Origin of the sequence: Cellulomonas hominis (genome assembly GCF_014201095.1) — a bacterium.
Taxonomy (GTDB): domain Bacteria; phylum Actinomycetota; class Actinomycetes; order Actinomycetales; family Cellulomonadaceae; genus Cellulomonas; species Cellulomonas hominis.
Genome location: NZ_JACHDN010000001.1, coordinates 574,028 through 594,739, shown reverse-complemented (window position 1 = coordinate 594,739; position 20,712 = coordinate 574,028). Strand labels below are relative to the sequence as shown.

18 protein-coding genes are annotated in these 20,712 nt (G+C 76.4%); 9 read left to right on the top strand and 9 right to left on the bottom strand.

The window, feature by feature from the left end; all coding sequences use genetic code 11:
- The first annotated feature begins 20 nt into the window (after nt 1-20).
- Entirely contained in the window at nt 21-290 is a 270-nt protein-coding gene (locus HNR08_RS02795) for a DUF7218 family protein (protein WP_146837434.1), read from the top strand.
- 27 nt (nt 291-317) lie between these two features.
- On the opposite strand, the gene HNR08_RS02790 is transcribed toward HNR08_RS02795, so the two are convergent.
- The 3 genes from HNR08_RS02790 to HNR08_RS02780 form a co-directional block, all read right to left on the bottom strand.
- The gene (locus tag HNR08_RS02790) at nt 318-1,289 is read right to left on the bottom strand and encodes a metal ABC transporter substrate-binding protein (RefSeq protein ID WP_146837431.1); all 972 of its coding nucleotides are present in this window, start codon (nt 1,287-1,289) and stop codon (nt 318-320) included.
- A 127-nt stretch (nt 1,290-1,416) separates the two neighbouring features.
- Nucleotides 1,417-2,754 (bottom strand): zinc metallochaperone AztD, encoded by a 1,338-nt coding sequence (gene aztD, locus HNR08_RS02785; protein WP_146837428.1) that lies wholly within the window; start codon nt 2,752-2,754, stop codon nt 1,417-1,419.
- A gap of 151 nt (nt 2,755-2,905) precedes the next feature.
- A complete protein-coding gene (locus HNR08_RS02780) occupies nt 2,906-3,862 on the bottom strand; it encodes an aldo/keto reductase (protein WP_146837425.1) in 957 nt (318 codons plus the stop codon).
- A 65-nt stretch (nt 3,863-3,927) separates the two neighbouring features.
- On the opposite strand from HNR08_RS02780, the gene HNR08_RS02775 reads away from it, so the two are divergent.
- Together HNR08_RS02775 and HNR08_RS02770 are read left to right on the top strand one after the other, a co-directional pair.
- Entirely contained in the window at nt 3,928-4,326 is a 399-nt protein-coding gene (locus HNR08_RS02775) for a MerR family transcriptional regulator (protein WP_146837422.1), read from the top strand.
- Nucleotides 4,326-6,158, top strand: coding sequence for a cation:proton antiporter (locus HNR08_RS02770; RefSeq protein ID WP_146837419.1), 1,833 nt, complete (start codon nt 4,326-4,328; stop codon nt 6,156-6,158). Before HNR08_RS02775 ends, HNR08_RS02770 begins: the two co-directional genes overlap by 1 nt.
- 9 nt (nt 6,159-6,167) lie before the next feature.
- Here HNR08_RS02770 and HNR08_RS02765 read toward each other — a convergent pair whose 3' ends face one another.
- From HNR08_RS02765 to HNR08_RS22575, 3 genes are all read right to left on the bottom strand, one after another.
- A complete protein-coding gene (locus HNR08_RS02765) occupies nt 6,168-6,869 on the bottom strand; it encodes a DUF305 domain-containing protein (RefSeq protein ID WP_146837416.1) in 702 nt (233 codons plus the stop codon).
- A complete protein-coding gene (locus tag HNR08_RS02760) occupies nt 6,866-7,507 on the bottom strand; it encodes a DUF3105 domain-containing protein (RefSeq protein WP_146837413.1) in 642 nt (213 codons plus the stop codon). Before HNR08_RS02760 ends, HNR08_RS02765 begins: the two co-directional genes overlap by 4 nt.
- 69 nt (nt 7,508-7,576) lie before the next feature.
- On the bottom strand, nt 7,577-9,844 hold the full coding sequence (locus HNR08_RS22575) for a putative bifunctional diguanylate cyclase/phosphodiesterase (RefSeq protein ID WP_146837410.1): 2,268 nt from the start codon (nt 9,842-9,844) through the stop codon (nt 7,577-7,579).
- A 160-nt stretch (nt 9,845-10,004) separates the two neighbouring features.
- Here HNR08_RS22575 and HNR08_RS02750 point away from each other — a divergent pair, with 160 nt between their 5' ends.
- From HNR08_RS02750 to HNR08_RS02735, 4 genes are read left to right on the top strand one after another with little or no spacing between them, the layout of a single operon-like run.
- A complete protein-coding gene (locus HNR08_RS02750) occupies nt 10,005-11,984 on the top strand; it encodes a glycosyltransferase family 2 protein (protein ID WP_146837407.1) in 1,980 nt (659 codons plus the stop codon).
- Nucleotides 11,985-12,006: 22 nt separating this feature from the next.
- The gene (locus HNR08_RS02745; protein ID WP_146837404.1) at nt 12,007-12,342 is read left to right on the top strand and encodes an STAS domain-containing protein; all 336 of its coding nucleotides are present in this window, start codon (nt 12,007-12,009) and stop codon (nt 12,340-12,342) included.
- Entirely contained in the window at nt 12,329-12,757 is a 429-nt protein-coding gene (locus HNR08_RS02740; protein ID WP_146837401.1) for an ATP-binding protein, read from the top strand. Before HNR08_RS02745 ends, HNR08_RS02740 begins: the two co-directional genes overlap by 14 nt.
- A 51-nt stretch (nt 12,758-12,808) precedes the next feature.
- Nucleotides 12,809-13,987, top strand: coding sequence for a PP2C family protein-serine/threonine phosphatase (locus HNR08_RS02735; protein ID WP_146837399.1), 1,179 nt, complete (start codon nt 12,809-12,811; stop codon nt 13,985-13,987).
- A gap of 18 nt (nt 13,988-14,005) precedes the next feature.
- Here the strand turns inward: HNR08_RS02735 and HNR08_RS02730 are convergent, their stop codons facing one another.
- The 3 genes from HNR08_RS02730 to HNR08_RS02720 all read right to left on the bottom strand — a co-directional run bounded on the left by HNR08_RS02730 (nt 14,006) and on the right by HNR08_RS02720 (nt 19,066).
- The gene (locus HNR08_RS02730) at nt 14,006-14,506 is read right to left on the bottom strand and encodes a metallophosphoesterase family protein (RefSeq protein ID WP_146837487.1); all 501 of its coding nucleotides are present in this window, start codon (nt 14,504-14,506) and stop codon (nt 14,006-14,008) included.
- Nucleotides 14,507-14,511: 5 nt separating this feature from the next.
- Nucleotides 14,512-16,587, bottom strand: coding sequence for a SpoIIE family protein phosphatase (locus HNR08_RS02725; protein ID WP_183834769.1), 2,076 nt, complete (start codon nt 16,585-16,587; stop codon nt 14,512-14,514).
- Between the two features lie 85 nt (nt 16,588-16,672).
- Complete coding sequence (locus tag HNR08_RS02720; RefSeq protein WP_146837392.1) at nt 16,673-19,066, bottom strand: ATP-binding cassette domain-containing protein; 2,394 nt, start codon at nt 19,064-19,066, stop codon at nt 16,673-16,675.
- Nucleotides 19,067-19,222: 156 nt separating this feature from the next.
- On the opposite strand from HNR08_RS02720, the gene HNR08_RS02715 reads away from it, so the two are divergent.
- Complete coding sequence (locus tag HNR08_RS02715) at nt 19,223-19,840, top strand: hypothetical protein (RefSeq protein WP_146837390.1); 618 nt, start codon at nt 19,223-19,225, stop codon at nt 19,838-19,840.
- Between the two features lie 83 nt (nt 19,841-19,923).
- The gene (locus HNR08_RS02710) at nt 19,924-20,679 is read left to right on the top strand and encodes a YcnI family copper-binding membrane protein (protein ID WP_146837387.1); all 756 of its coding nucleotides are present in this window, start codon (nt 19,924-19,926) and stop codon (nt 20,677-20,679) included.
- Nucleotides 20,680-20,712 lie beyond the last annotated feature (33 nt).

The window sequence follows — 20,712 nt, the reverse complement described above, 5'->3', positions numbered from 1 at the left end:
TCGCCTGCGAGGAGGCCGCCATGCCGCGCCGTGACTCCGGTCCGAGCGTCAAGGACAAGGAGCTCTACGAGGAGCTCCGGGACGAGGGCAACAGCAAGGAGAAGTCCGCGCGGATCGCGAACGCCGCCGCCGCGCGCGGCCGGTCCTCGGTGGGCCGCAAGGGCGGCGAGTCCGGGTCGTACGAGGACTGGACCGTGGACGACCTGCGCAGGCGCGCCGCCGAGATCGGCATCGAGGGGCGGTCCTCGATGAAGAAGGCCGACCTCGTGCGGGCGCTGCGGTCGCACTGAGCCCCGGCCCGGGCGGGCCCGCGCGGGTCAGCCCGCGCAGACCAGGCCGGACGCCAGCGCGTCGAGGTTGTCCCGCATGATGTCGAGGTAGTCGCGCTCGTCGCCCTCGGTGCGGCCCTCCAACGGGTCGAGCACCGCGGTCCCGACGCCCAGGTCCTCCGCGAGCGTCTGCGTGACCTTCGGGCTGGTGAGCGCCTCGAAGTACAGCGTGCGCACGCCCTCGGCCCGGACGGTCGCGGCGACGTCCCGCAGCCGGGCCGGCGACGGCTCCACCTCCGGGTCGATGCCGCTGAGGCCGACCTGGTGCAGGCCGTAGCGCTGCGCGAGGTAGCCGAACGCCTCGTGCGAGGCGACCAGGGTCGCGCCGCGGCACGCCGCCAGGCCCGCGGCGAGCTCGCCGTCCAGCGCGTCCAGGTCCGCCGCCAGGTCGTCCGCGGCGCCGGCGAACTCCGCGGCGTGCTCGGGGTCGACCTCGGCCAGCGCGTCCGCGACCTGGTGGCCGACGTCCGCGAGCCGGGTGGGGTCGAGCCAGAAGTGCGGGTCCAGGCTGCTGGTGCCGAACGTGCCGGACGTGCCGGGTGCGACGCCGTCGGGCGCGACCTCGAGGGCGGCCGCCTGCGCGGCGTCCACGGTGTGCGCCGGCGCGGTCGAGGCGACGGCCGCGTCGGTCGCCGCCTGGAACCCCGACAGGTAGACGACGAGGTCCGCGTCCCCCAGCCCGGCGACCGCGCTCGGCGACAGCTCCAGGTCGTGGGACTCGCCGCCGGGCGGGGTGAGCGAGGTGACGGCGACGTGCGCGCCGCCGACGCGCTCGGCGACGTACTGCAGGGGGTAGAACGCGGCGACCACGTCGTGCCGGCCGTCGTCGGCGGCGGGCGCGCAGGCGGCCAGCCCGAGGGTGAGGCCGGCGGCGAGGGCGAGGCCGGCCGCGAGCGCGGCGGTGCGGGTCGTGCGGGTGGTGCGGGAGGTGGTGCGGGCGGGGCGGGTGCGTCGGGGCACGGGGTTCCTCCGGGGCGGCGCCCGGACGGACCGGACGCGTGCCGAGTGGAGAGTTCTGGCACGACGCGCCGCGCGTGTCGGGCAGAACTCTCCACTCGGCGAGGTCAGTGGGTCGATGGGGGACGGGTCAGTCGGTGTGCTCGTCCTCGTGGGCGTGCTCGTCGTGCTCGTCCTCGTGGGCGTGGTCCCCGGACGCGTGGGGGTCGACCTGGCCGGAGGCCGTGGTGAGCTCGTTCGGGGTGACCTCGAGGGTCGCGCTCAGCCAGACCTCGCCGGTGACGACGTCCACCGCGTGCACCGCGTCCGCGGCCGGGTCGGTGACGTAGGCCGTGCCGTCGAGGACGGTGACCGCCGGGCGCGGGGACTGCCACTCGTCCGGCTCCTCCCAGGCGTCGACCACCGGGATCGAGCGGACGAGGGTGCCGGACTCCGGGTCGATGACGTGCAGCGAGCCGTCGGTGCCGAGCACCAGGGCCTCGCCGTCGTCGCCGCGGGCCAGCGAGCGGAACGTGTAGGAGGACGGCAGGTCGACCAGGCGCAGGGACGCGTCGCGGGTGTCGATCAGCGAGACGCGGGTCGGTCGCTCGAGCTCGGCGTCCGGGTCGGACTTGTAGTCGCCCAGGACGATCGGGGACGCCTCGGTGCCGGCCTGGTTGCCGATGCGGCCGTACGCGTCCGGCGCGGCGACCTTCTGGATGCTCCCGCCCGCGTAGACGACCGCGCCGTCCTCGCAGCCGATGACGACGGCCTCGTCCGCGGCGACGGCCTCGCCGTGCACGCCGGGGCACTCGGCGGAGGCGGCGACCTCGGTGCCCTCGGCGTCCAGGACGCGGATGCCGGTGCGGGCGTCCTCGGTGCCCTCGGAGACGACGAGCGTGCCGTCGGCCAGCTCGACCGCGACCCCGTGGTGGGCCGACGGGGTGGTCAGCTCGCGGACCTCGGCGCCGGCGTCGCCGACCTCGCCCGAGTCGAGGACGGTGATCGTGCCCGTGCCGTCGTCGAACAGGGCCGTGCGGCCCTCGTGCGGGACGACGTGGCCGGGCTTCTCGGCGGACCAGGTGACGTCGGTGAGCACGGGGTCGCTGGTGTACGAGTGGGAGTGGTCGCCGTGCGGCTCCGACCACGTGCCTGCGTCGAGGACGCGGAACCCGCCGGTCGTGGAGACCATCACGTGCCGGTTGTCGCCGGCGGCGTTGACGCGGTTGAACCCCTCGAGCGGGAGGTCGGCGACCAGCTCGAGCGTGTCGGCGTCGAGCACCTGGATGCCGCCGTCGTACGTGAGGACGAGGCGGGGCTTCGCGGTGGCGACCTCGGTGGCGGCGGGCGCGGCGTCGGTGGTCGGGTCGGCGGCCGGGGCGGCGTCACCGGAGCCGGAGCCGGTGTCGGCGCAGGCGGCGAGCAGGGCGAGGGACAGCCCGAGGCCGAGGGCCCCGAGCGCGCGCGGTCGGGTGGGGGTGTGCTTCATGCCCGCACGTTAACACGAGTGATACCCGTTCTCATTACCGAACGCGCACGGGTCGCACGTCGAGGTCGTCGGTTGCGCCCGTCCGCCCGGGTGCGCAACCGGCGACCTCGCGCGCAACCGACGACCTCGCGGGCCGGGCCGGCCCCGCGGTTCACCAGGCCGCGTCGAGGCGGGTGCGGAGCTCCGGCGGGAGCGCCAGGCGGACGCCGCGCAGGGCCGCCTCCAGCTGGGCGGGCGTGCTCACGCCCGCGACCGGCGCGACCTGCGGCGACCCGCCGGCCATCCAGGCCAGCACGACCTCGCTGCGCGAGACGCCGAGCTCGCCCGCGACCTCCGCGAGCGCGGCCAGCCGGCGGGTGGTGCCGGGGTGGTCGTACCCCTCGGGGACCGGGCGGTCGTCGCGGTCGTACGCGCCGCCCAGCAGGGGGCTGTAGGCCCACAGCTCGGTGCCGGTGTGCTGGGCGTGGTCGAGGTGGTCGTCGGTCAGCCAGCCGAACCGGTGGTCGTGCAGGTGGCCCCGGACCATCGGCCGCGGCTGGAGGTAGGAGTACCGGAGCTGGAACGCGCTCGGCTCGGCGAGGCCGGCGGCGCGGGCGAGCGCGGCGGCGCGCTCGAACCGCCACAGCGCGGTGTTGGAGCAGCCCCAGCGCCCGGCCGTGCCGTCCGCCACCAGGCCGCCGAACGCGTCGACGATCTCCGGCAGGGGCGTGGCGCGGTCGTCGCGGTGCACCCAGAACAGGTCGACGTGGTCGACGCCCATGCGGTCGAGGCCCTGCCGGGCGACGCCGCGCACGACGTCGCTGCCGAGGCCGGTGGACCGCTCGGGGTACGAGCCGGGCCACAGGGGCTCGCAGCCGACCTTGGTCGCGATCCTCACGCGCTCGCGCATGCCGGGCCGGGCGGCGAGCCAGCGGCCGAGCACCCGCTCGCTCTGGCCGCCGTGGCCGGAGCCTTCGGCCCAGAAGGCGTAGCAGTCGGCGGTGTCGATCCAGACGCCGCCGCCCTCGACGTAGGCGTCGAGCAGGTCGAAGGACTCGGCGTCGTCGTGGCGGGTGCCGAACAGCATGGCGCCCAGGGCGATCGGGGGGACGGGGGAGGTCGTCGTCATGGCGCCAGCGTGTCGGCTGGAGCGCGCTCCAGCGCAAGGGGGGACGTCGCGGGCACACTGGGCCCATGACCACCTACGCCCCGGCCGTCGCCGCGCGGCGCTCCGGGTTCAGCCTGGACACCCTGCGGTACTACGAGAAGATCGGCCTGGTGCGCGACGTGCGCCGGGACGCGGCGGGGCGGCGGGTGTACGACGACGCCGACCTGGACTGGCTGGGCGTGCTGCGCTGCCTGCGGGACACGGGCATGCCGATCGCGGCGATGCGCCGGTACGCGGCCCTCGCGCTGGACACCGGCCCGGGGGCGGACGCGACGGTGCCGGAGCGGCTGGCCCTGCTGGAGGCGCACGCCGCGCAGGTCGCCGCGACGATCGCGCTGCTGAACCGCCAGCAGGCGCACCTGGCCGACAAGATCGACTGGTACCGCGGGGTCGTGCGCGCGGCCGAGGCCCCGGTGGTCGTCTGATGGACCTGCTGCTCGTCGGCCTGATCGGCGCGATCGCCGTCATCGCCGTGACGGCCCTCGCCCCGCGCGTCGGGGTGGCGGCGCCCCTGCTGCTGGTCCTGCTCGGCGTCGGGATCAGCCTGCTGCCGGTGGTCCCGGCCGTGGAGATCGAGCCGGAGTGGATCCTCGGCGTGGTGCTGCCGCCGCTGCTGTACGCCACGTCCGTGTCGCTGCCGACGATGGACTTCCGCCGGGACCTCACGGCGATCAGCGGGCTGTCGGTGCTGCTCGTCGTGGTGACGTCGGTGGTGCTCGGGTTCATCTTCAGCGCGCTGGTCCCCGAGGTCTCGCTCGCGACGGGCATCGCGCTGGGCGCGGTCCTCAGCCCGACCGACGCCGTCGCGACGTCGATCGTCCGCAAGTCCGGCGTCAGCCCCCGCGTGGTCACCGTGCTGGAGGGCGAGAGCCTGCTGAACGACGCCTCCGCGCTGGTGCTGCTCCGCTCGGCGATCGCGGCGACGGCCACGTCGGTCACCCTCTGGGGCGTGTTCGCGGACTTCGTGTACGCGGTGGTGGTGGCCGTCGTCGTCGGCGCGGTCGTCGGGAAGGTCAGCCTGTGGCTGCGGACCCGGGTGTCGGACCCGCACCTCACCACGGCGATCTCGTTCCTCGTGCCGTTCATCGCCTACCTGCCGGCGGAGCGTCTCGGGGCCTCCGGCCTGGTGTCGACGGTCGCCGCGGGCCTGGTGGCCGGTGCGGGGAGCGTGCGGCTGCGGCCGCAGGACCGGATCGCGGAGGCGGCGAACTGGCGGACGCTGGAGCTGCTGCTCGAGGGGGGCGTGTTCCTGCTCATGGGCCTCGAGCTGTACGGCCTGGTCGAGGAGGTCCAGGACGACCACGGCCACCTGGGGATCGCGTTCGGGCTGGCCGCGCTGTCGGCGGTCGTCGTGCTGCTGGTGCGCACCGGCTACGTCGCGTTCCTGCTGCGGACGCTGTCCCGGCGCGCCCGGCGGGGGGCCACCGTGCGCGGGTACCTCACGGCCGCGAGCGACCGGGTGGACGCCCTGGGCTCGATGACGCCCGAGGAGCTCGCCCGGCTGCGCGTCCCCGGCGCGCCGCCGTCCGGCGCGGTCGACGACCCGCGCACGCGGCGCCGGACGCTGCGCGGCGTCCCGCGCCGCCGCCCGGCGGTGGGCCGCGACGACAGCGTCGAGCACCGCACCTCCCGGCTCCGCACCCGGATCATCCGGCGGATCGCGGACATCGACTACCTGCAGGCCGAGCCGCTCGGGCCGCGCGAGGGCGCCGTGCTGGTGTGGGCCGGGATGCGCGGCGTCGTCACGCTGGCCGCCGCCCAGTCGCTGCCGCGCGAGACCCCGCACCGGGCGCTGCTCGTGCTGGTCGCGTTCGGCGTCGCGGCGGGGACGCTGCTGGCGCAGGGCGGCACGCTCGCCTGGGTGGTGCGCCGGCTGGGGCTGTCCCGGGACGGCGCCGACGAGCGGGCCGACGTGGAGCGGCTCGTGGTCGAGATGGCGCGCGCGGCGGCGGACCTGCTGAGCGACCCGGACCTGCGGCGCGCGGACGGCACCCCGTACGACCCGGCGGTGCTGGACAAGGCCCGCCGGATCGCCGCGCGCCAGGGCGAGGAGGTCGACGAGGACGAGGCCGCCGAGGCGGACCGCGCGTCGGCCGCGGCCCAGGTGCGGGAGCTGCGCCTCGCGACGCTCACCGCGCAGCGGGAGGCGCTGCTGCGGGTCCGGGACCTCGGCACCGCCTCGTCGGGGGCGCTCACCGAGGCGCTCAAGGTGCTCGACGCCGACCAGATCAGCCTGGAGCTGCGCGGCGGCGACTGAGCGGGCGGGTCAGGGCGCGGGCAGCGGACCGCCGCGCGCGTCGAGCATCGCGTGCAGCGCAATCAGCTCGCGCTCCTGCGACGTCACGATGTTCCGGGCCAGGGCGACGACCTGGGGCCGGCGGGCGTGCTCGACGGCGTACCCGGCCATCGCCACGCCGCCCTCGTGGTGCGGGATCATCAGCTCGAGGAACAGCCGGTCGGCCTCGGCGCCGTCGGCGGCGGTGAGCCGCGCGAGGTCCTCCCGGGACACCCACCCGGGCATCGCGGCGTAGCCGGCGGGGGCGTCGGGGTCCGCGGCGCCGGCGGTGTGGGCGTGCTCCTCGCCGGCCATCCACGCCATCGGCGCGTCCGATGCGGCGGCCGGCAGCCCCCACGTGGACAGCCAGCCCGCCATCTGGCCGATCTGGTTCTGCTGGGTGAGCAGGATGTCCAGGGCGACGGTCCGCACCTCCTCGTCGGTGCTGCGGTCCCGGACCAGCACCGCGAGCTCGACGGCCTGCGCGTGGTGCGCCTGCATGTCCCGGGCGAACCCCGCGTCCACCGAGCCCTCGGCGGCGGCGGTGAGCGTCGGCTGCCGGGCGAGCAGCGCGCCGGCCAGGGCGCCGAGGGCCAGCGCGGCCACGACGACGACCGCGAGCACCGCGCGCCCGTGCCCCCGGCCCGCCGCGGGGGCGGTGCCGGGCGCGTCGGGCGCGTCGGGCGAGGTCACGCCGGGACGCCCACGCCGTTCGAGCAGGGGGCGCCGACCTCCGCGAGCTCCGGGTTCAGCAGGTACTTCTGCACGAACACCGCGAGCCGCTCGTCGTCGGCGGAGTCGACCTTGAGCTGGTAGCCCCACGCGGAGGCGGCCACGGCCGAGTCCAGGCCCTCGTACGGGGAGACGATCACGTAGCTCTGGCCGGCGGCGAGCGCCTCGAGCGCGGCGACCTGGTCGGCGGGCAGCGCGGGGTCGTAGGTGATCCACACCGCGCCGTGCTCGAGGGAGTGCACCGCGTTCTCGTCCGGGACGGGCTCGGTGTAGACGCCGCAGTTCAGCCAGGCCGCGTTGTGGTCGCCGCCCGCGGGCGGGTCCTGGGCGTAGTCGACGGCGGTCGTGACGTGGTTGAACGTCAGGCCGTCGATCTGCTCGACGCCGTCGATGGCCTGCTCGGCCTGCGCCTCGAGGGCGGCGTTCTCGCGACCGGCGTCGAGGATCACCCAGGCGCTCACGCCGACGAGGGCGAGGACGAGGACCCCCGCGATCGAGGCGATGGTGACGGTGCGCCGGCGCTCCTTGCTGCGCTGCTCGGCTCGGACGGCGGCCAGGCGGGCCTGGCGCTCGGCCGCGGTGGGACGGCGGTCGGGCATGGGGGTCTCCTCCGGTCGGTCGGCGCCGCGGGGCGCCGGTCGGTCGGACGAGGATACTTGAATCGTCTACTAATCGACAGGGGTGGCAGGCGACGGGACCGCCGGGCGCAGCAGCGGGTCCAGCGCGGCGGGCGCGCAGGGACGGCCGAGCGCCCACCCCTGCGCCGAGTCGCAGCGCAGGTCCCGCAGCAGGGCGAGGGTGCGGGCGTCCTCGACGCCCTCGGCCACCACCTGCATCCCCAGCGCGTGCCCGAGGTCGACCGTCGAGCGCAGGATCTCCGCGCACACCCGGTCGTCCGCGGCAGGGGCGACGAACGCCCGGTCCACCTTGAGCACCGTGAACGGCAGGCGCCGCAGGTAGTCCAGCGAGCCGTAGCCGACGCCGTAGTCGTCGATGGCCAGGTGCACGCCGAGGCCGGACAGCGCGCGCAGGGTGCGCTCCGCCCGGACGCCGTCGCGCATCGCCATCGTCTCGGTCACCTCCAGCGCCAGCGCGTCCGCCGGCAGCCCGTGCCGGGTGAGCGCGGCGCCGACGTCCGCGGGGAGGCGGTCGTCGTCCAGGTCGTGCGCGGAGACGTTCACCGAGACGACGAACCACGGCGCGCCCGCCGCGCGCCACCGGGCGCAGTGCCCCAGCGCGACGTCGAGGACGTGCAGCGTGACCGGGCGGATCAGCCCCGTGCGCTCCGCCGCGGGCACGAACGCCGCCGGGCCGAGCAGGCCGTGCTCCGGGTGCTGCCACCGGACGAGCGCCTCGGCGCCCTCGATGCGGCCGCTCGCGACGGCCACCATCGGCTGCACGTGCACGACGAGCTCGCCCGCCGCCACGGCCGCGGGCAGGCCGCGCAGCAGGTCGGCCTCGGGCAGGGCCGAGCCGGACTCGTCGCACCCGCCGCTGCGGTCCAGGGCCAGCCGGTCGGGCCGGGCCCGGGCCCCGGAGAGCGCGGCGTCGGCGCGGCCGAGGAGGGTCGCGGACGACACGGGACGCTCGACGCCGACCGCGGCGCCGACCAGCGCGCCCGCGGCCAGGTCCATGCCCCGGACCGGGACCGGGGCGGCCAGGCGGTGCAGCAGCCGCCGGGCGGCCGCCTCGGCCTCGTCCGGCCCGGCGACGTCCAGGCCGACCGCGAAGACGTCCCGGCCCAGCCGGGCCACCGTCGCGCCGTCGTCGGCCTCCCGGGCCAGCACGCCGGCGGCCGCGCGCAGCAGGTCGTCGGCCACGCCGTACCCCAGCGTCTCCATGACCACGCGGTACCCGTCGAGCGCGACCAGCAGCACCGCGGGGCGGGTGCCCTCCGGCGCGTCGGCGGGTCCGGCCTCGACGCGCTGCGCCAGCCCGGTCCCGTTCGCCAGCCCCGTGAGCGGGTCGGTCACCGTGAGGTGCTCCAGCCGGGCGTGCTGCCGGCGCATGTCCCGGATCAGGCCGCCGAACCGGGTCATGAACACCACGATCAGCGCCGCGCCGATCGTGCAGACCTGGACGAGGTGCACCGGGCCGCCGCGCAGCGCCTCGACGACCAGCGTCCCCGGCAGCACGGCCACCGAGACGGAGAGGAACGCGATGTGCACCCCGGTCAGCTCGCCCGTCGGCCGCGGCGGCGCCGGGCACGCGGCGGAGGGGTGCGAGGCCGCGGCGGCGAGCAGCACGTAGCCGGCGAGCCACAGGGTGTCCGCGACCGCGACGTGCCGCTCGAGCCACGGCCACGCCGGGGCGAGCTGGAACGCGAGGTCGGCCAGCAGGATGCCGACCACCGACAGCGAGGTGAGCTGGTGCGCCCGGGACCAGGGGCCGGTCGCGGCGAACGAGCGGGCGAGGACCACCAGCAGCACGCCGTCCCCGAGCGGGTAGAGGGCACCGACGACCGCGGCGAGCGGTGCGGACCACCCGCCCGCCAGCGCCGGCTCCAGCACGAAGACCCACAGCAGCACCAGCCCGCCGCTCGCGAGCATGAACGCGTCGAGCAGCCACACCGGCTGCCGACGTCCCGGTTGGGCCGGGAACGCCCGGACCAGCCCGAGCGCGAGCAGCGGGTACGACGCGACGTACGCGACGTCCGCGACGGACGGGAAGGGGTCCGTGCCGGCGACCCGCTCGAGGAACGTCCAGATCGCGTCGCCGAGCACCCACGCGGCGAGGCCCAGTGTGAGCAGCAGCCACGCGGCGCGGCGCGCGCGGGGCAGCCGGGCGGTCGCCCGGGCCGTGGCCACGACCGCCAGCACCGCGACCAGCAGGTACACGGCGTCCTGGACGGGCCCCACCGGGAGCAGGGCGTGCGCCAGGGTCCCGCAGCCGGCGACGGCGATCAGCAGCGGGGACGGTCGGGCACGTCCGGTCACGTGCCCAGTCATCGGCAGCGGGGGGCGGTCGTTGACCCGTCCTGAGGAAGCGGTGCGGGGCGGAGGGTCGGCGCGCGGGCCGCGCGCCCGCTGGGTAGGGTCGCGCCGGGTGGCACCGCCGTGGGCGGACGTGTCGTCCGGTCTGCGGAAGGAGCCGGGAGTGAGGCAGCAGCTCGTGCTGCGGGTGGTCGTCACGATCACGCTCGTGCTCGGCCTGAACTACATCGCCTGGCGCTGGCTGGAGTCGGTGAACTGGTCGGCCTGGTGGATCGCCGTGCCGCTGGTCGTCGCCGAGACGTACTCGTTCGTCGACGTCGGGCTGTTCGGCATGACCATGTGGCGGGCGCGCCGCCGACCGGAGCCGCCCGCGCCGCCCGCCGACCTCACGGTGGACGTGTTCGTCACCACGTACGACGAGCCCGTCGACCTCGTCATGCGCACCGCCGAGGCCGCGCGGGACATCCGCTACCCGCACCGCACCTGGGTGCTGGACGACGGCTCGCGCCCCGAGCTCGCCGCGGCCGCCCGGGCCGCCGGCGTCGGCTACATCGAGCGCTCGGCGGACTGGACGGACCGGCCCCGGCACGCCAAGGCGGGCAACCTCAACAACGCGCTGTTCGTGACGGACGGCGAGTTCCTGCTCGTGCTGGACGCGGACCAGATCCCGGAGCCGGAGATCCTCGACCGGACGCTCGGGTACTTCGCGGACGACCGGGTGGCGCTGGTGCAGACCCCGCAGTTCTTCACGAACGTCACCGAGGCCGACCCGCTGGGCAGCCAGGCGCCGCTGTTCTACGGCCCGATCCAGCAGGGCAAGGACGGCTGGAACGCGGCGTTCTTCTGCGGGTCCAACGCGGTGCTGCGGCGCGACGCGCTCATGCAGCTCGGCCTCGTCGGCTACGTGCGCGAGACCGAGCGCTCGGTCCGCGAGGCGCTGCACGCCGCCCGCCGCGTGCTCGAGCAGGCGCAGCGCACCGCGCCCGACGCGGAGCAGGCCGCCGTGCTGCACGAGGTGCAGGAGGCGGCGGCGCAGGCGCTCGGCGCCCTCGACGCGGGGGAGCCGCTGTCGGACGTCACCTACGGGTTCCAGCGCCGGGTGGACGCGATCTCGGCCTCCGTCGTCGCGCACGACGTCGCCGGCATCCAGGCCGACCTCGCCGCCATCGCCGCCCTGCCGATCGCCCGGGACGACCAGATCGACGCCGTCGTGGTGGACGAGCCCGCTCTGGCCCGCCTCGCCGACCGGGAGTGGTCGCCGCTGGGGGCGATCGAGTCGGTGCAGGCGCTGGTCCGGGCGGTCGACGTGGGCCGCTCCGCCGAGGCGCAGGCCGTGATGCCGGTGGCGACGCTGTCGGTCACCGAGGACATGGCGACCGCGATGCGGCTGCACGCGCTGGGCTGGCGGACGGTCTACCACCACGAGCGGCTGGCGCACGGGCTGGCGCCGGAGGACCTGGGCACGATGATGACCCAGCGCCTGCGGTGGGCCCAGGGCACCATGCAGGTGATGCTCCAGGAGAACCCGCTGACGGTGCGGGGGCTCGCGGTGGGGCAGCGGCTCATGTACTTCGCGACCATGTGGTCGTACCTGTCCGGGTTCGCGGCGCTGGTGTACCTCGCCGCGCCGATCATCTTCCTGTGCTTCGGCGTCCTGCCGGTCACCGCCTGGAGCCAGGACTTCTTCGTGCGGTTCATCCCGTTCTTCCTGGCCAGCCAGCTGCTGTTCGTCATCGCGGCGCGCGGGGTCCGGACCTGGCGCGGCCAGCAGTACGCGCTCGCGCTGTTCCCGGTCTGGATCAAGGCCGTCTGGACCGCCGCCGCGAACGTGTGGTTCGGCCGGCCGCTGGGCTTCGCGGTGACGCCGAAGACCCCGCGGGGCGGCCGCCGGCGCCCGGGCCAGGCCCGGCTCGTGTGGCCGCAGCTCACGGCGATGGTGCTGCTCGTGGTCGCCGCGGTGGTCGGGACCGTCCGGGCGTCGATGGGCCTGTCCTGGTGGGTGGGCACCGCCGTCAACCTCGTGTGGGTCGGGTACGACCTGGTGGTGCTGAGCGTGGTGGTGCAGGCTCTGCGGTACCGGGGGTACCCGGGCGCGGCGGACGACGCGGCGCCCCGCCGCGCGCGTGCGCGGCGCGCGTCCTGAGGGTTCCTGAGGAGGAGAGTCGATGGAGCTGGTGACCGAGCAGGTCGGGCAGGCCGCGGTGGTGCGGGTGCGCGGCCGGCTGACCATGGCCGCCGCCGGCGAGCTCAAGGCGGCGGTCGACGCCGAGGTGGCCGCCGGGCGCACCCTGGTCGTCGTCGACCTCGCCGAGACCACCTTCCTGGACTCGTCGGGGCTGGGCGCCCTGGTCGGCGGCCTGCGCACCGCGCGCGCGGCCGACGGCGACCTGCGGATCGCCCGGGTCGGCCAGCAGGTCCGCACCGTGCTCGAGCTCACCACCATGGACCGGGTGCTCCGGCCGTACGCGACCGTCGAGGACGCGGTCGGTGCCGCGCGCTGACGGGGCCGCGGAGCTCCGCGTCGAGGGGCCGGCCGAGCCGGTCTGGCTCGACCAGGTGCACGCCGCGCTCGACCGCCTCTGGACGGCGAGCGCCGACGTGCCCGAGCTCGACCGGATCCGGTTCGAGACCGCGGTCATCGAGATCGCGACCAACATCGTGCGGCACACGGTGCCCGCCTCCGGGCCGGGGCCGGTGCAGGCCGCGGTGCTGCTCCGGTCGGCGCCGCCGCGGCTCGAGGCCGAGCTGTCCGACGACGGCGCGGCCGTGTCCGTCGACCTCGACCCGGCGCCCGTCGACGACCTCGCCGAGAGCGGCCGGGGGATCGCGCTCGTGAAGCGGGCCGTCGACACCCTGACCCTCGACCGGGCGGACGGGCGGAACACGTGGCGGCTCGCGCGGGTGTGGGCCCGCTGACGGCGGCGAGGCCCGGGCGTTCGCGGGCCCGCTGACGTACGGTCGGAGGCGATGTCCACCGACACCACCGCCCGTGAGCAGGACCGCGTCGCTGCGCTGCACCGCCTCGGCGTGCTCGGCACGCCCCCCGAGGAGCGCTTCGACCGGGTCGTCCGCCTCGCGCGCCAGCTGTTCGACGTCCCGACCGCCCTCGTCTCGCTGGTCGACCGCGACGTGGTGGTGCACAAGGCCATGGCCGGGTTCGACCAGGAGGTCGTGCCGCGCGGCGACTCGTTCTGCGGGACCGCCGTCACCCAGGACGCGATGCTCGTGGTCGAGGACGCCACGGCAGACCCGCGGTTCGCCGCCTCGCGGTACGTGGACCAGCCCGACGGCCTGCGGTTCTACGCCGGGCAGCCGCTGGTCGCCCCGGGCGGGTACCGCGTCGGCACGCTGTGCATCGCGGACAACCGGCCGCGCGCCTTCCCGGCCGAGAGCGCGGCGCTGCTCCGCGACCTCGCGGCGTGGGTCGAGAAGGAGCTCGTCATCGACTCCGAGCTCGAGCGCGCCGCCCAGGTGCAGGCGGGGCTGCTGCCGCGCACCGCGCCCGACGTGCCCGGCTACGGCGTCGCGGGCGCGTGCCTGCCGAGCCGCGCCGTCGGCGGGGACTTCTACGACTGGGCGCCGACCGCGGACGGCGGGCTCGTGCTCAGCCTGGTGGACGTCATGGGCAAGGGCGCGGGCGCCGGGATCATCGCGGCCTCCGTGCGGGCGGTGCTGCGGGGCTCGGCGCACGGGTCCGACGTGGGGCAGTCCCTGGCCCGGGCCGGCGCGGTGCTGCACGCCGACCTGTCCGGCGCCGGGGTGTTCGCGACGGCGTTCCACGCGTGCCTCGACCCCGCCACGGGCGACGTCCGGTACGCCGACGCGGGGCACGGGCTGACGGCGCTCGTGCGGGCCGACGGGACGTGCGAGCGGCTCGAGGCGACCGGGCTGCCGCTCGGGGTGCTGGACGAGCCGGCGCGGGAGCAGCGGGGCGTCCGCCTCGCGCCCGGCGACCTGCTGGTGACGTTCTCCGACGGGGTGCTCGACCTCGGCGACGGCACCGTCGCGACCGGGCTGCCGCGGGTCGTCGACGCTGTCCGGGGCGCGGGGTCGGCGCAGGCCGCCGTGGACGGGGTGCTGCGGCTCGCCGCGGGTGCGGCGGAGCGGCCGGACGACCTCACCGTGGTGGCGCTGCGGCGGGACTGAGGCCGGGCCGGTGCGGCGTCAGGACCGCGGGACCGGATGCAGGACGACGTCGGTCAGCGCGCCGTCGTGGGCCCGCGCGGTGAGGTAGGTCCCCGTCGGCTGCCGCCGGCGGTCGGTGGGCGACCCGGGGTTCAGCAGCCGGAGACCGCCGGGGGCGACGCTGTCCCACGGGATGTGGCTGTGGCCGAACACGAGCACGTCCGCGTCCGGGTACACGGCGGCCGCCCGCGCCTCGCGGCCGGTGCGCTGGCCGGTCTCGTGCACGACGGCGAACCGCACGCCGCCGAGCGTCGCCCGGGCCACCTCCGGGAGCCGGGCGCGCAGCTGCGGGCCGTCGTTGTTGCCCCAGCAGCCCACCACCCGGCGGGCCCGCTCCTCCAGGGCGTCGAGCAGCGCGACGTCCACCCAGTCGCCGGCGTGCAGCACGACGTCCGCGGCGTCGACCGCCGCCCAGACCTCCGGCGGCAGGTCGCGGGCGCGCCGGGGGACGTGCGTGTCGGCGAGCAGCAGCACGTCCACGCCGGTCACGCCGCCCGCAGCAGGGTCACGACGGTGAGGTCGTCCTCGGGCTGCCGCGTGTCGCGCACCAGGGACAGCACCGCGTCCGCCGCCTCCTCCGCCGACCGGGTGCCGCGCACCACCCGGCGCACCTGGTCGAGGTCCTGCAGCGAGCCGCCCAGCGCGTCGAGCACGCCGTCGCTGAACGTCACCAGCAGGTCGCCGGGCCGCAGCCGGGCCTGCGCGCTGGTCCGGGCCGGACCGGGCGCGATGCCGAGCGGCAGGCCGGTGGCCGACAGCCGGCGCGCGCTGCCGTCGGCGCCGACGATGAGCGACAGCCCGTGCCCGGCGTCGGTGTAGGACACGCTGCCGTCCGCGACGTCCACGTAGGCGCGGAACATCGTGACGAACGCGCCCGCGTTCACCAGGTCGGCGTCCATGGCACGCTCGGTGGCCGCGAGGGTGCCGGCGACGTCGTGCAGGCTCGGCTGCGCGTGCAGCACCGAGCGTGTCGTCGCCGCCAGGATCGCCGCGGCGGTCCCCTTGCCCATCACGTCCGCGAGGGTGAGCACGAGCCCGTCCGGGAGCGACTGCCAGTCGTAGAAGTCGCCGCCGACCGACCCGGCCGGCACGAACCGCGCCGCGAGGTCGAATCCCGGGACGTCCAGCCCGCGCGCCGGCAGCAGGCTCGCCTGCACCTGCGCCGCCCGGCGCAGCTCGGTGCGCTCCGCTGTGACGTCCCGGAGCACGGTGACCACGCCGCCGCCCGACGCGTCCGGGATGGGGGAGGACGAGAACGTAACGATCCGCGGCTCGGGGGTGCCGGGCACCCGGACCAGCAGGTCCAGGTCGCGGACCTCCTCGCCCGCCAGCGCGCGCCGGAACGGCAGCTCCGCGTCCGGCACGGGGGAGCCGTCCAGGCGCGCCAGCCCCGCGAGGTCGGTGGTGCTGTCGTCCGGGTCGAGGTGCGAGCGGCCGGCCAGCAGCCGGGTGGCGGTCGGGTTCCGCACGACCACCCGGCCCTGCGCGTCCACCACCCGCACGCCCTCGGCCATCGTGTCGACGACGGTGCTGAGCAGGGCGGCCTGCTCCTGGGCGCGGTCGCGGGCGGCCGCGAGCTCGGCGACCAGGCGGCCGCGCTCCTCGCGGGCGATGGCCAGGGCTAGCCCGATGACGGTGATGAGCCCGACGTAGAGCTGCGCCACCGCCACCTGCGTCGTCGCGTCGGGCAGGGACGCGAAAGCGCCGATCCCGGCGACGGTGAGCTGGATCGCCACGACGCCGCACGCGAGCGCGTGCAGCACCACCGTCCGGGTGGGCAGGCGCGACCCCGCCCAGACCGTGAGGCCGATCAGGGGGAAGACCACGGCGATGTCGGACAGCTCGGCGAACCAGAGCACGTAGAGCAGCGGGGCCAGGACGAGCGCCGCGAGCAGGTCGCCGCCGCCGCGGCTGCCGGTCCACCCCTCGACGCGCTCCTGCTCGGTGGACGCGCTCCGGCGCACCCGCAGCCAGTCGCCGACCGCGCACCCGAGCGTCACGATGCCCAGGATCGCGACGGTGTTCCGGGCGGACCACAGCAGCCCCGTCCGCCAGGTCCACGGCTGGCCCCCGAGGACCACCGCGGCCTCCACGAGCGGCGCCGTCACCACGGCGCTCCCCGCGGCGCCCAGCAGGAACCACCACAGGTCCGGGACCCGGCGCAGCTGCCGGCGACCCCGCGCGGCCCACACGTACGGGACCCGGCGCGCGAGCACCCAGCAGCACAGCACCGCCTGCGCGGTCGCGGCGACGGCGCCGATCGCGGCCGAGAGCGGCCGGCTGCCGGTGCCGGCCACGACCACCGCCGTCGTGAGCGCGAGGACGAGCGGGTCGAGCCACGGCCAGGGACGCCGGGCGCGCAGGACGAGCCAGAGGACCGACACCCCGGCGGCGGGCCACACGAGGCTGACGTCGGCGTCCGGCACCCGGGTCGAGCGGCCGAACAGGCACGCGCCGGCGTACAGCGCGGCGAAGGCGAGGACGAGCCACCAGTCCCGGGCGTCCGGCAGCCGGCGGGGGCGTGCCGGGGCGCCGGGCGCGGTCGCCTGCTGCGCGGTCACCCCACCTCCGTCCCCGCCGGGCGCGTCCGCCCGGCGCACCCCTGCAGGCTACGGGGCCGCGCGGGGGCGCGCCGGGCGGGGCGCGTCACGCCCCGACGTACTCCGCGAGGTGCCGGCCGGTGAGCGTGGACCGCGCGGCGACGAGGTCGGCCGGCGTCCCCTCGAACACCACGCGCCCGCCGTCGTGGCCGGCGCCCGGGCCGAGGTCGATGATCCAGTCGGCGTGCGCCATCACGGCCTGGTGGTGCTCGATGACGACGACCGACTTGCCCGAGTCCACCAGCCGGTCCAGCAGGCCGAGCAGCTGCTCGACGTCCGCCAGGTGCAGGCCGGTCGTCGGCTCGTCCAGGACGTAGACGCCGCCCTTCTCGCCCATGTGCACGGCGAGCTTGAGGCGCTGCCGCTCGCCGCCGGACAGCGTCGTCAGCGGCTGGCCGAGGCTGAGGTACCCGAGGCCGACGTCCGCGAGCCGGTCGAGGACCGCGTGCGCGGCGGGGGTGCGGGCGTCGCCGGAGCCGAAGAACGCCTCCGCCTCCGTCACCGACATGGCGAGCACCTCGGCGATGTTCCGGCCGCCGAGCGTGTACTCGAGGACCGACGCCTGGAACCGCCTGCCCTCGCACTCCTCGCAGGTCGTCGCGACCGTGGCCATCATCCCGAGGTCGGTGTAGATGACTCCCGCGCCGTTGCACGTCGGGCAGGCGCCCTCGGAGTTGGCGCTGAACAGGGCCGGCTTCACGCCGTTGGCCTTCGCGAACGCCTTGCGGACCGGCTCGAGCAGGCCGGTGTACGTGGCGGGGTTGCTGCGCCGGGAGCCGCGGATCGCGCCCTGGTCGATCGCCACGACGCCCTCGCGCCGCGACACCGACCCGTGGATGAGCGAGCTCTTGCCGGAGCCGGCGACGCCCGTGACGACCGTGAGCACGCCCAGCGGCACGTCGACGTCGACGTCCTGGAGGTTGTGGCGCGTCGCGCCGCGGATCTCCAGCGCGCCGGTCGGGGTGCGGACCTGCTGCTTGACCGCGGCGCGGTCGTCCAGGTGCCGGCCGGTCAGCGTCCCGCTCGCGCGCAGCTCGTCCACGGTGCCCTCGAAGACCACCTCTCCGCCCGCGGTGCCGGCGCCCGGGCCGAGGTCGACGACGTGGTCCGCGATCGCGATGGCCTCGGGCTTGTGCTCGACGACGAGCACCGTGTTCCCCTTGTCGCGCAGCCGGAGCAGCAGGTCGTTCATCCGCTGGATGTCGTGCGGGTGCAGGCCGATCGTCGGCTCGTCGAACACGTAGGTCACGTCGGTGAGCGAGGACCCGAGGTGCCGGATCATCTTGGTGCGCTGCGCCTCGCCGCCCGACAGGGTCCCGGACGGCCGGTCGAGGGACAGGTACCCGAGGCCGATCTCCACGAACGAGTCCAGCGTCTCCCGCAGCGCGGCCAGCAGCGGGGCCACCGACGGCTCGTCCAGCCCGCGCACCCACTCCGCGAGGTCGCTGATCTGCATCGCGCAGGCGTCGGCGATGCTGATCCCCGCGACCTTCGAGGACCGGGCGCCCGCGTTCAGGCGCGTGCCGTCGCAGTCGGGGCAGGTCGTGAAGGTGACGGCCCGCTCCACGAACGCGCGGATGTGCGGCTGCATCGCGTCGACGTCCTTGGCGAGCATCGACTTGCGGATCTTGGGGATCAGCCCCTCGTAGGTGAGGTTGATGCCCTCGACCTTGATCTTGGTGGGCTCGCGGTGCAGCAGGTCGTCCAGCTCCCGCTGCGTGAAGTCGCGCAGCGGCTTGTCCATGTCGAAGTAGCCGCTGCCGGCGAAGATCCGGCCGTACCAGCCGTCCATCGTGTAGCCCGGGACCCTGAGGGCGCCGCCGGCGAGCGACTTGTCCGCGTCGTACAGCTCGGACAGGTCGAAGTCCTGCACGGTGCCGCGGCCCTCGCACCGGGGGCACATGCCGCCGGTGATGCTGAACTCCCGGCGCTCCTTGGTGGTCTGGCCGCCCTTCTCGAACGTGACCGCGCCCGCGCCGCTGATCGAGGCCACGTTGAACGAGAACGCCTGGGGCGAGCCGATGTGCGGCTGCCCCAGCCGGCTGAACACGATCCGGAGCATCGCGTTCGCGTCCGTGACGGTGCCGACGGTCGAGCGCGGGTTCGCGCCCATGCGCTCCTGGTCCACGATGATCGCGGTGGTCAGCCCGTCCAGGACGTCGACGTCCGGCCGGGCGAGCGTCGGCATGAACCCCTGCACGAACGCGCTGTAGGTCTCGTTGATCATCCGCTGCGACTCGGCGGCGATCGTGGCGAACACCAGCGAGCTCTTGCCCGAGCCGGACACGCCGGTGAACGCGGTCAGCCGGCGCTTCGGGAGCTCCAGGCTGACGTCCTTGAGGTTGTTCTCGCGCGCGCCCTGCACGCGGATCCGGTCGTGGCTGTCGGCGACGTGCGCCGCCGCCGTCGCACTGCTCTCGCTGCTCTCGGTGGTCGTCATCGTGTCTCCCTGCTGCTCGCGGGCGCGGGAGCGCGTCTGCGCGGCCCCGTCGCCCGTGCCTCCTGCGCCCCGCCGGGGACCAGTGTGACCGATGCGTCCGACACTCAGGCACCCTCCACGACCCCGGGACCTACGTCCCGGGGTACGGTCGGGCGCGTGGACCGGAGCCCCCTGCTGCGCGCGCTCGTCGCGGGGCGGCTCGTGGGCGTGGCCGGCGCCGTGCTGGGCCTGGGGTCCGGCGCGCACGTGCTCGCCGGCGGCGGGCTGCCGTCGGCCGCCGCGCTGCTGCTGGTCGGCGCGCCGGTGCTGGTCGGGGCCGCGGCGCTCGCGCGGCGACCGCTGTCCGTGCCGGTCGTGCTGCCGCTCGCGCTCGCGGGGCAGCTCGGGGTGCACGCGGGTCTCACGTGGCTGTCCCCCGGGGGCGCGGCCGCCGCGGTCGTGCCGGGGGTGCACCTGCACGGGGCGGACGCGGTCGAGGTGGCCGGGTCGGCCGCCCACGCGCACGCCGCGTCGCCGGTGATGCTCGCCGCGCACGCGGCCGCCCTGGTCGTCACGGTGCTGCTGCTCGTCGGCACCGAGCGCGGGGTCGCCGGCCTGGTCCGGCGCTGGTCCGCGATGCTGCCCGCGCTGCTCGGCCGGGCCCACCGGGCGACCGGCGCGGTGCGGGGTCCGGTCGTCGCGCCCGTGCGCGGCGTGCGCCCGCTGCCCGCGGGGCGCGGGGGCGTGGGGCGGCGCGGGCCGCCCGGGGTGCCGCACCCCGCGACCGCCGCCTGACCCGGCCCCGGTCGCGCGTCCACCCGCGCCGCGCCGGCCGTCCGCCGGTGCGGCGCCCCCTGCCGCACCCCTGGAGTCCCGTCATGCCCGCACACCGCACCCGCCTGGCCGCCGGCACCGCCCTGGCCGCCACGCTGGTCCTGCTGCCCGCCGGCGGCGCGTCGGCGCACGTCCGCGTCGTCCCGGAGGCCACCGCCGCCGGCGGCTGGACCGTCCTGACGTTCCGCGTGCCCAACGAGTCCGCCACCGCCGCCACCACGAGCGTCACCGTGGACCTGCCCACCGGCACCCCGCTCACCTCGGTCAGCACCCGCCCGCTGCCGGGCTGGACCGCCACCGTCGAGGAGGGCGACCTGCCCGAGCCCGTCGACGTCGGCGGCGCCACGATCACGCGTGCTCCGGTGCGCGTGGTCTGGACGGCCGACGGCGAGGGCATCCGCGACGGGGAGTTCCAGGAGCTCGAGCTGTCCGTCGGCCCCCTGCCCGAGGCGGGCACCCGCCTGGTGCTCCCCGCCCACCAGGGGTACTCGGACGGCACGGTCGTCGACTGGGACGAGACCACCGACGACGGCACGGAGCCGGAGCACCCGGCGCCCGAGCTGACGACCACCGAGGCGGCGGACACGCACGGGGGCCACGGCGCCCCGGAGGCGGCCGCCGACGCGGGGTCCGACGGCGACGCCGACGCGGGGTCCGACGGAGATGCCGACGCGGGGACGGGAGCCGCGACCGCGACCCCGGACGCGTGGGGCCGCACCCTCGGCGCCCTGGGACTCGCGGCGGGCGCGGCGGCCCTGGTGGTCGCCCTCCGCACCCGCACCCGCGTCCGCCGCCCCTGACCGCGCCCCCGCCGCGGTGAGTGGCGGGTTCTG

Excerpts from the sequence above, each read along its gene's own strand:
- HNR08_RS02795 (WP_146837434.1), top strand. The coding sequence starts at position 21 with ATGCCGCGCCGTGACTCCGGTCCGAGCGTCAAGGACAAGGAGCTCTAC.
- aztD (WP_146837428.1), bottom strand. The coding sequence starts at position 2,754 with ATGAAGCACACCCCCACCCGACCGCGCGCGCTCGGGGCCCTCGGCCTC.
- HNR08_RS02780 (WP_146837425.1), bottom strand. The coding sequence starts at position 3,862 with ATGACGACGACCTCCCCCGTCCCCCCGATCGCCCTGGGCGCCATGCTG.
- HNR08_RS02775 (WP_146837422.1), top strand. The coding sequence starts at position 3,928 with ATGACCACCTACGCCCCGGCCGTCGCCGCGCGGCGCTCCGGGTTCAGC.
- HNR08_RS02770 (WP_146837419.1), top strand. The coding sequence starts at position 4,326 with ATGGACCTGCTGCTCGTCGGCCTGATCGGCGCGATCGCCGTCATCGCC.
- HNR08_RS02760 (WP_146837413.1), bottom strand. The coding sequence starts at position 7,507 with ATGCCCGACCGCCGTCCCACCGCGGCCGAGCGCCAGGCCCGCCTGGCC.
- HNR08_RS02745 (WP_146837404.1), top strand. The coding sequence starts at position 12,007 with ATGGAGCTGGTGACCGAGCAGGTCGGGCAGGCCGCGGTGGTGCGGGTG.
- HNR08_RS02735 (WP_146837399.1), top strand. The coding sequence starts at position 12,809 with ATGTCCACCGACACCACCGCCCGTGAGCAGGACCGCGTCGCTGCGCTG.
- HNR08_RS02720 (WP_146837392.1), bottom strand. The coding sequence starts at position 19,066 with ATGACGACCACCGAGAGCAGCGAGAGCAGTGCGACGGCGGCGGCGCAC.
- HNR08_RS02710 (WP_146837387.1), top strand. The coding sequence starts at position 19,924 with ATGCCCGCACACCGCACCCGCCTGGCCGCCGGCACCGCCCTGGCCGCC.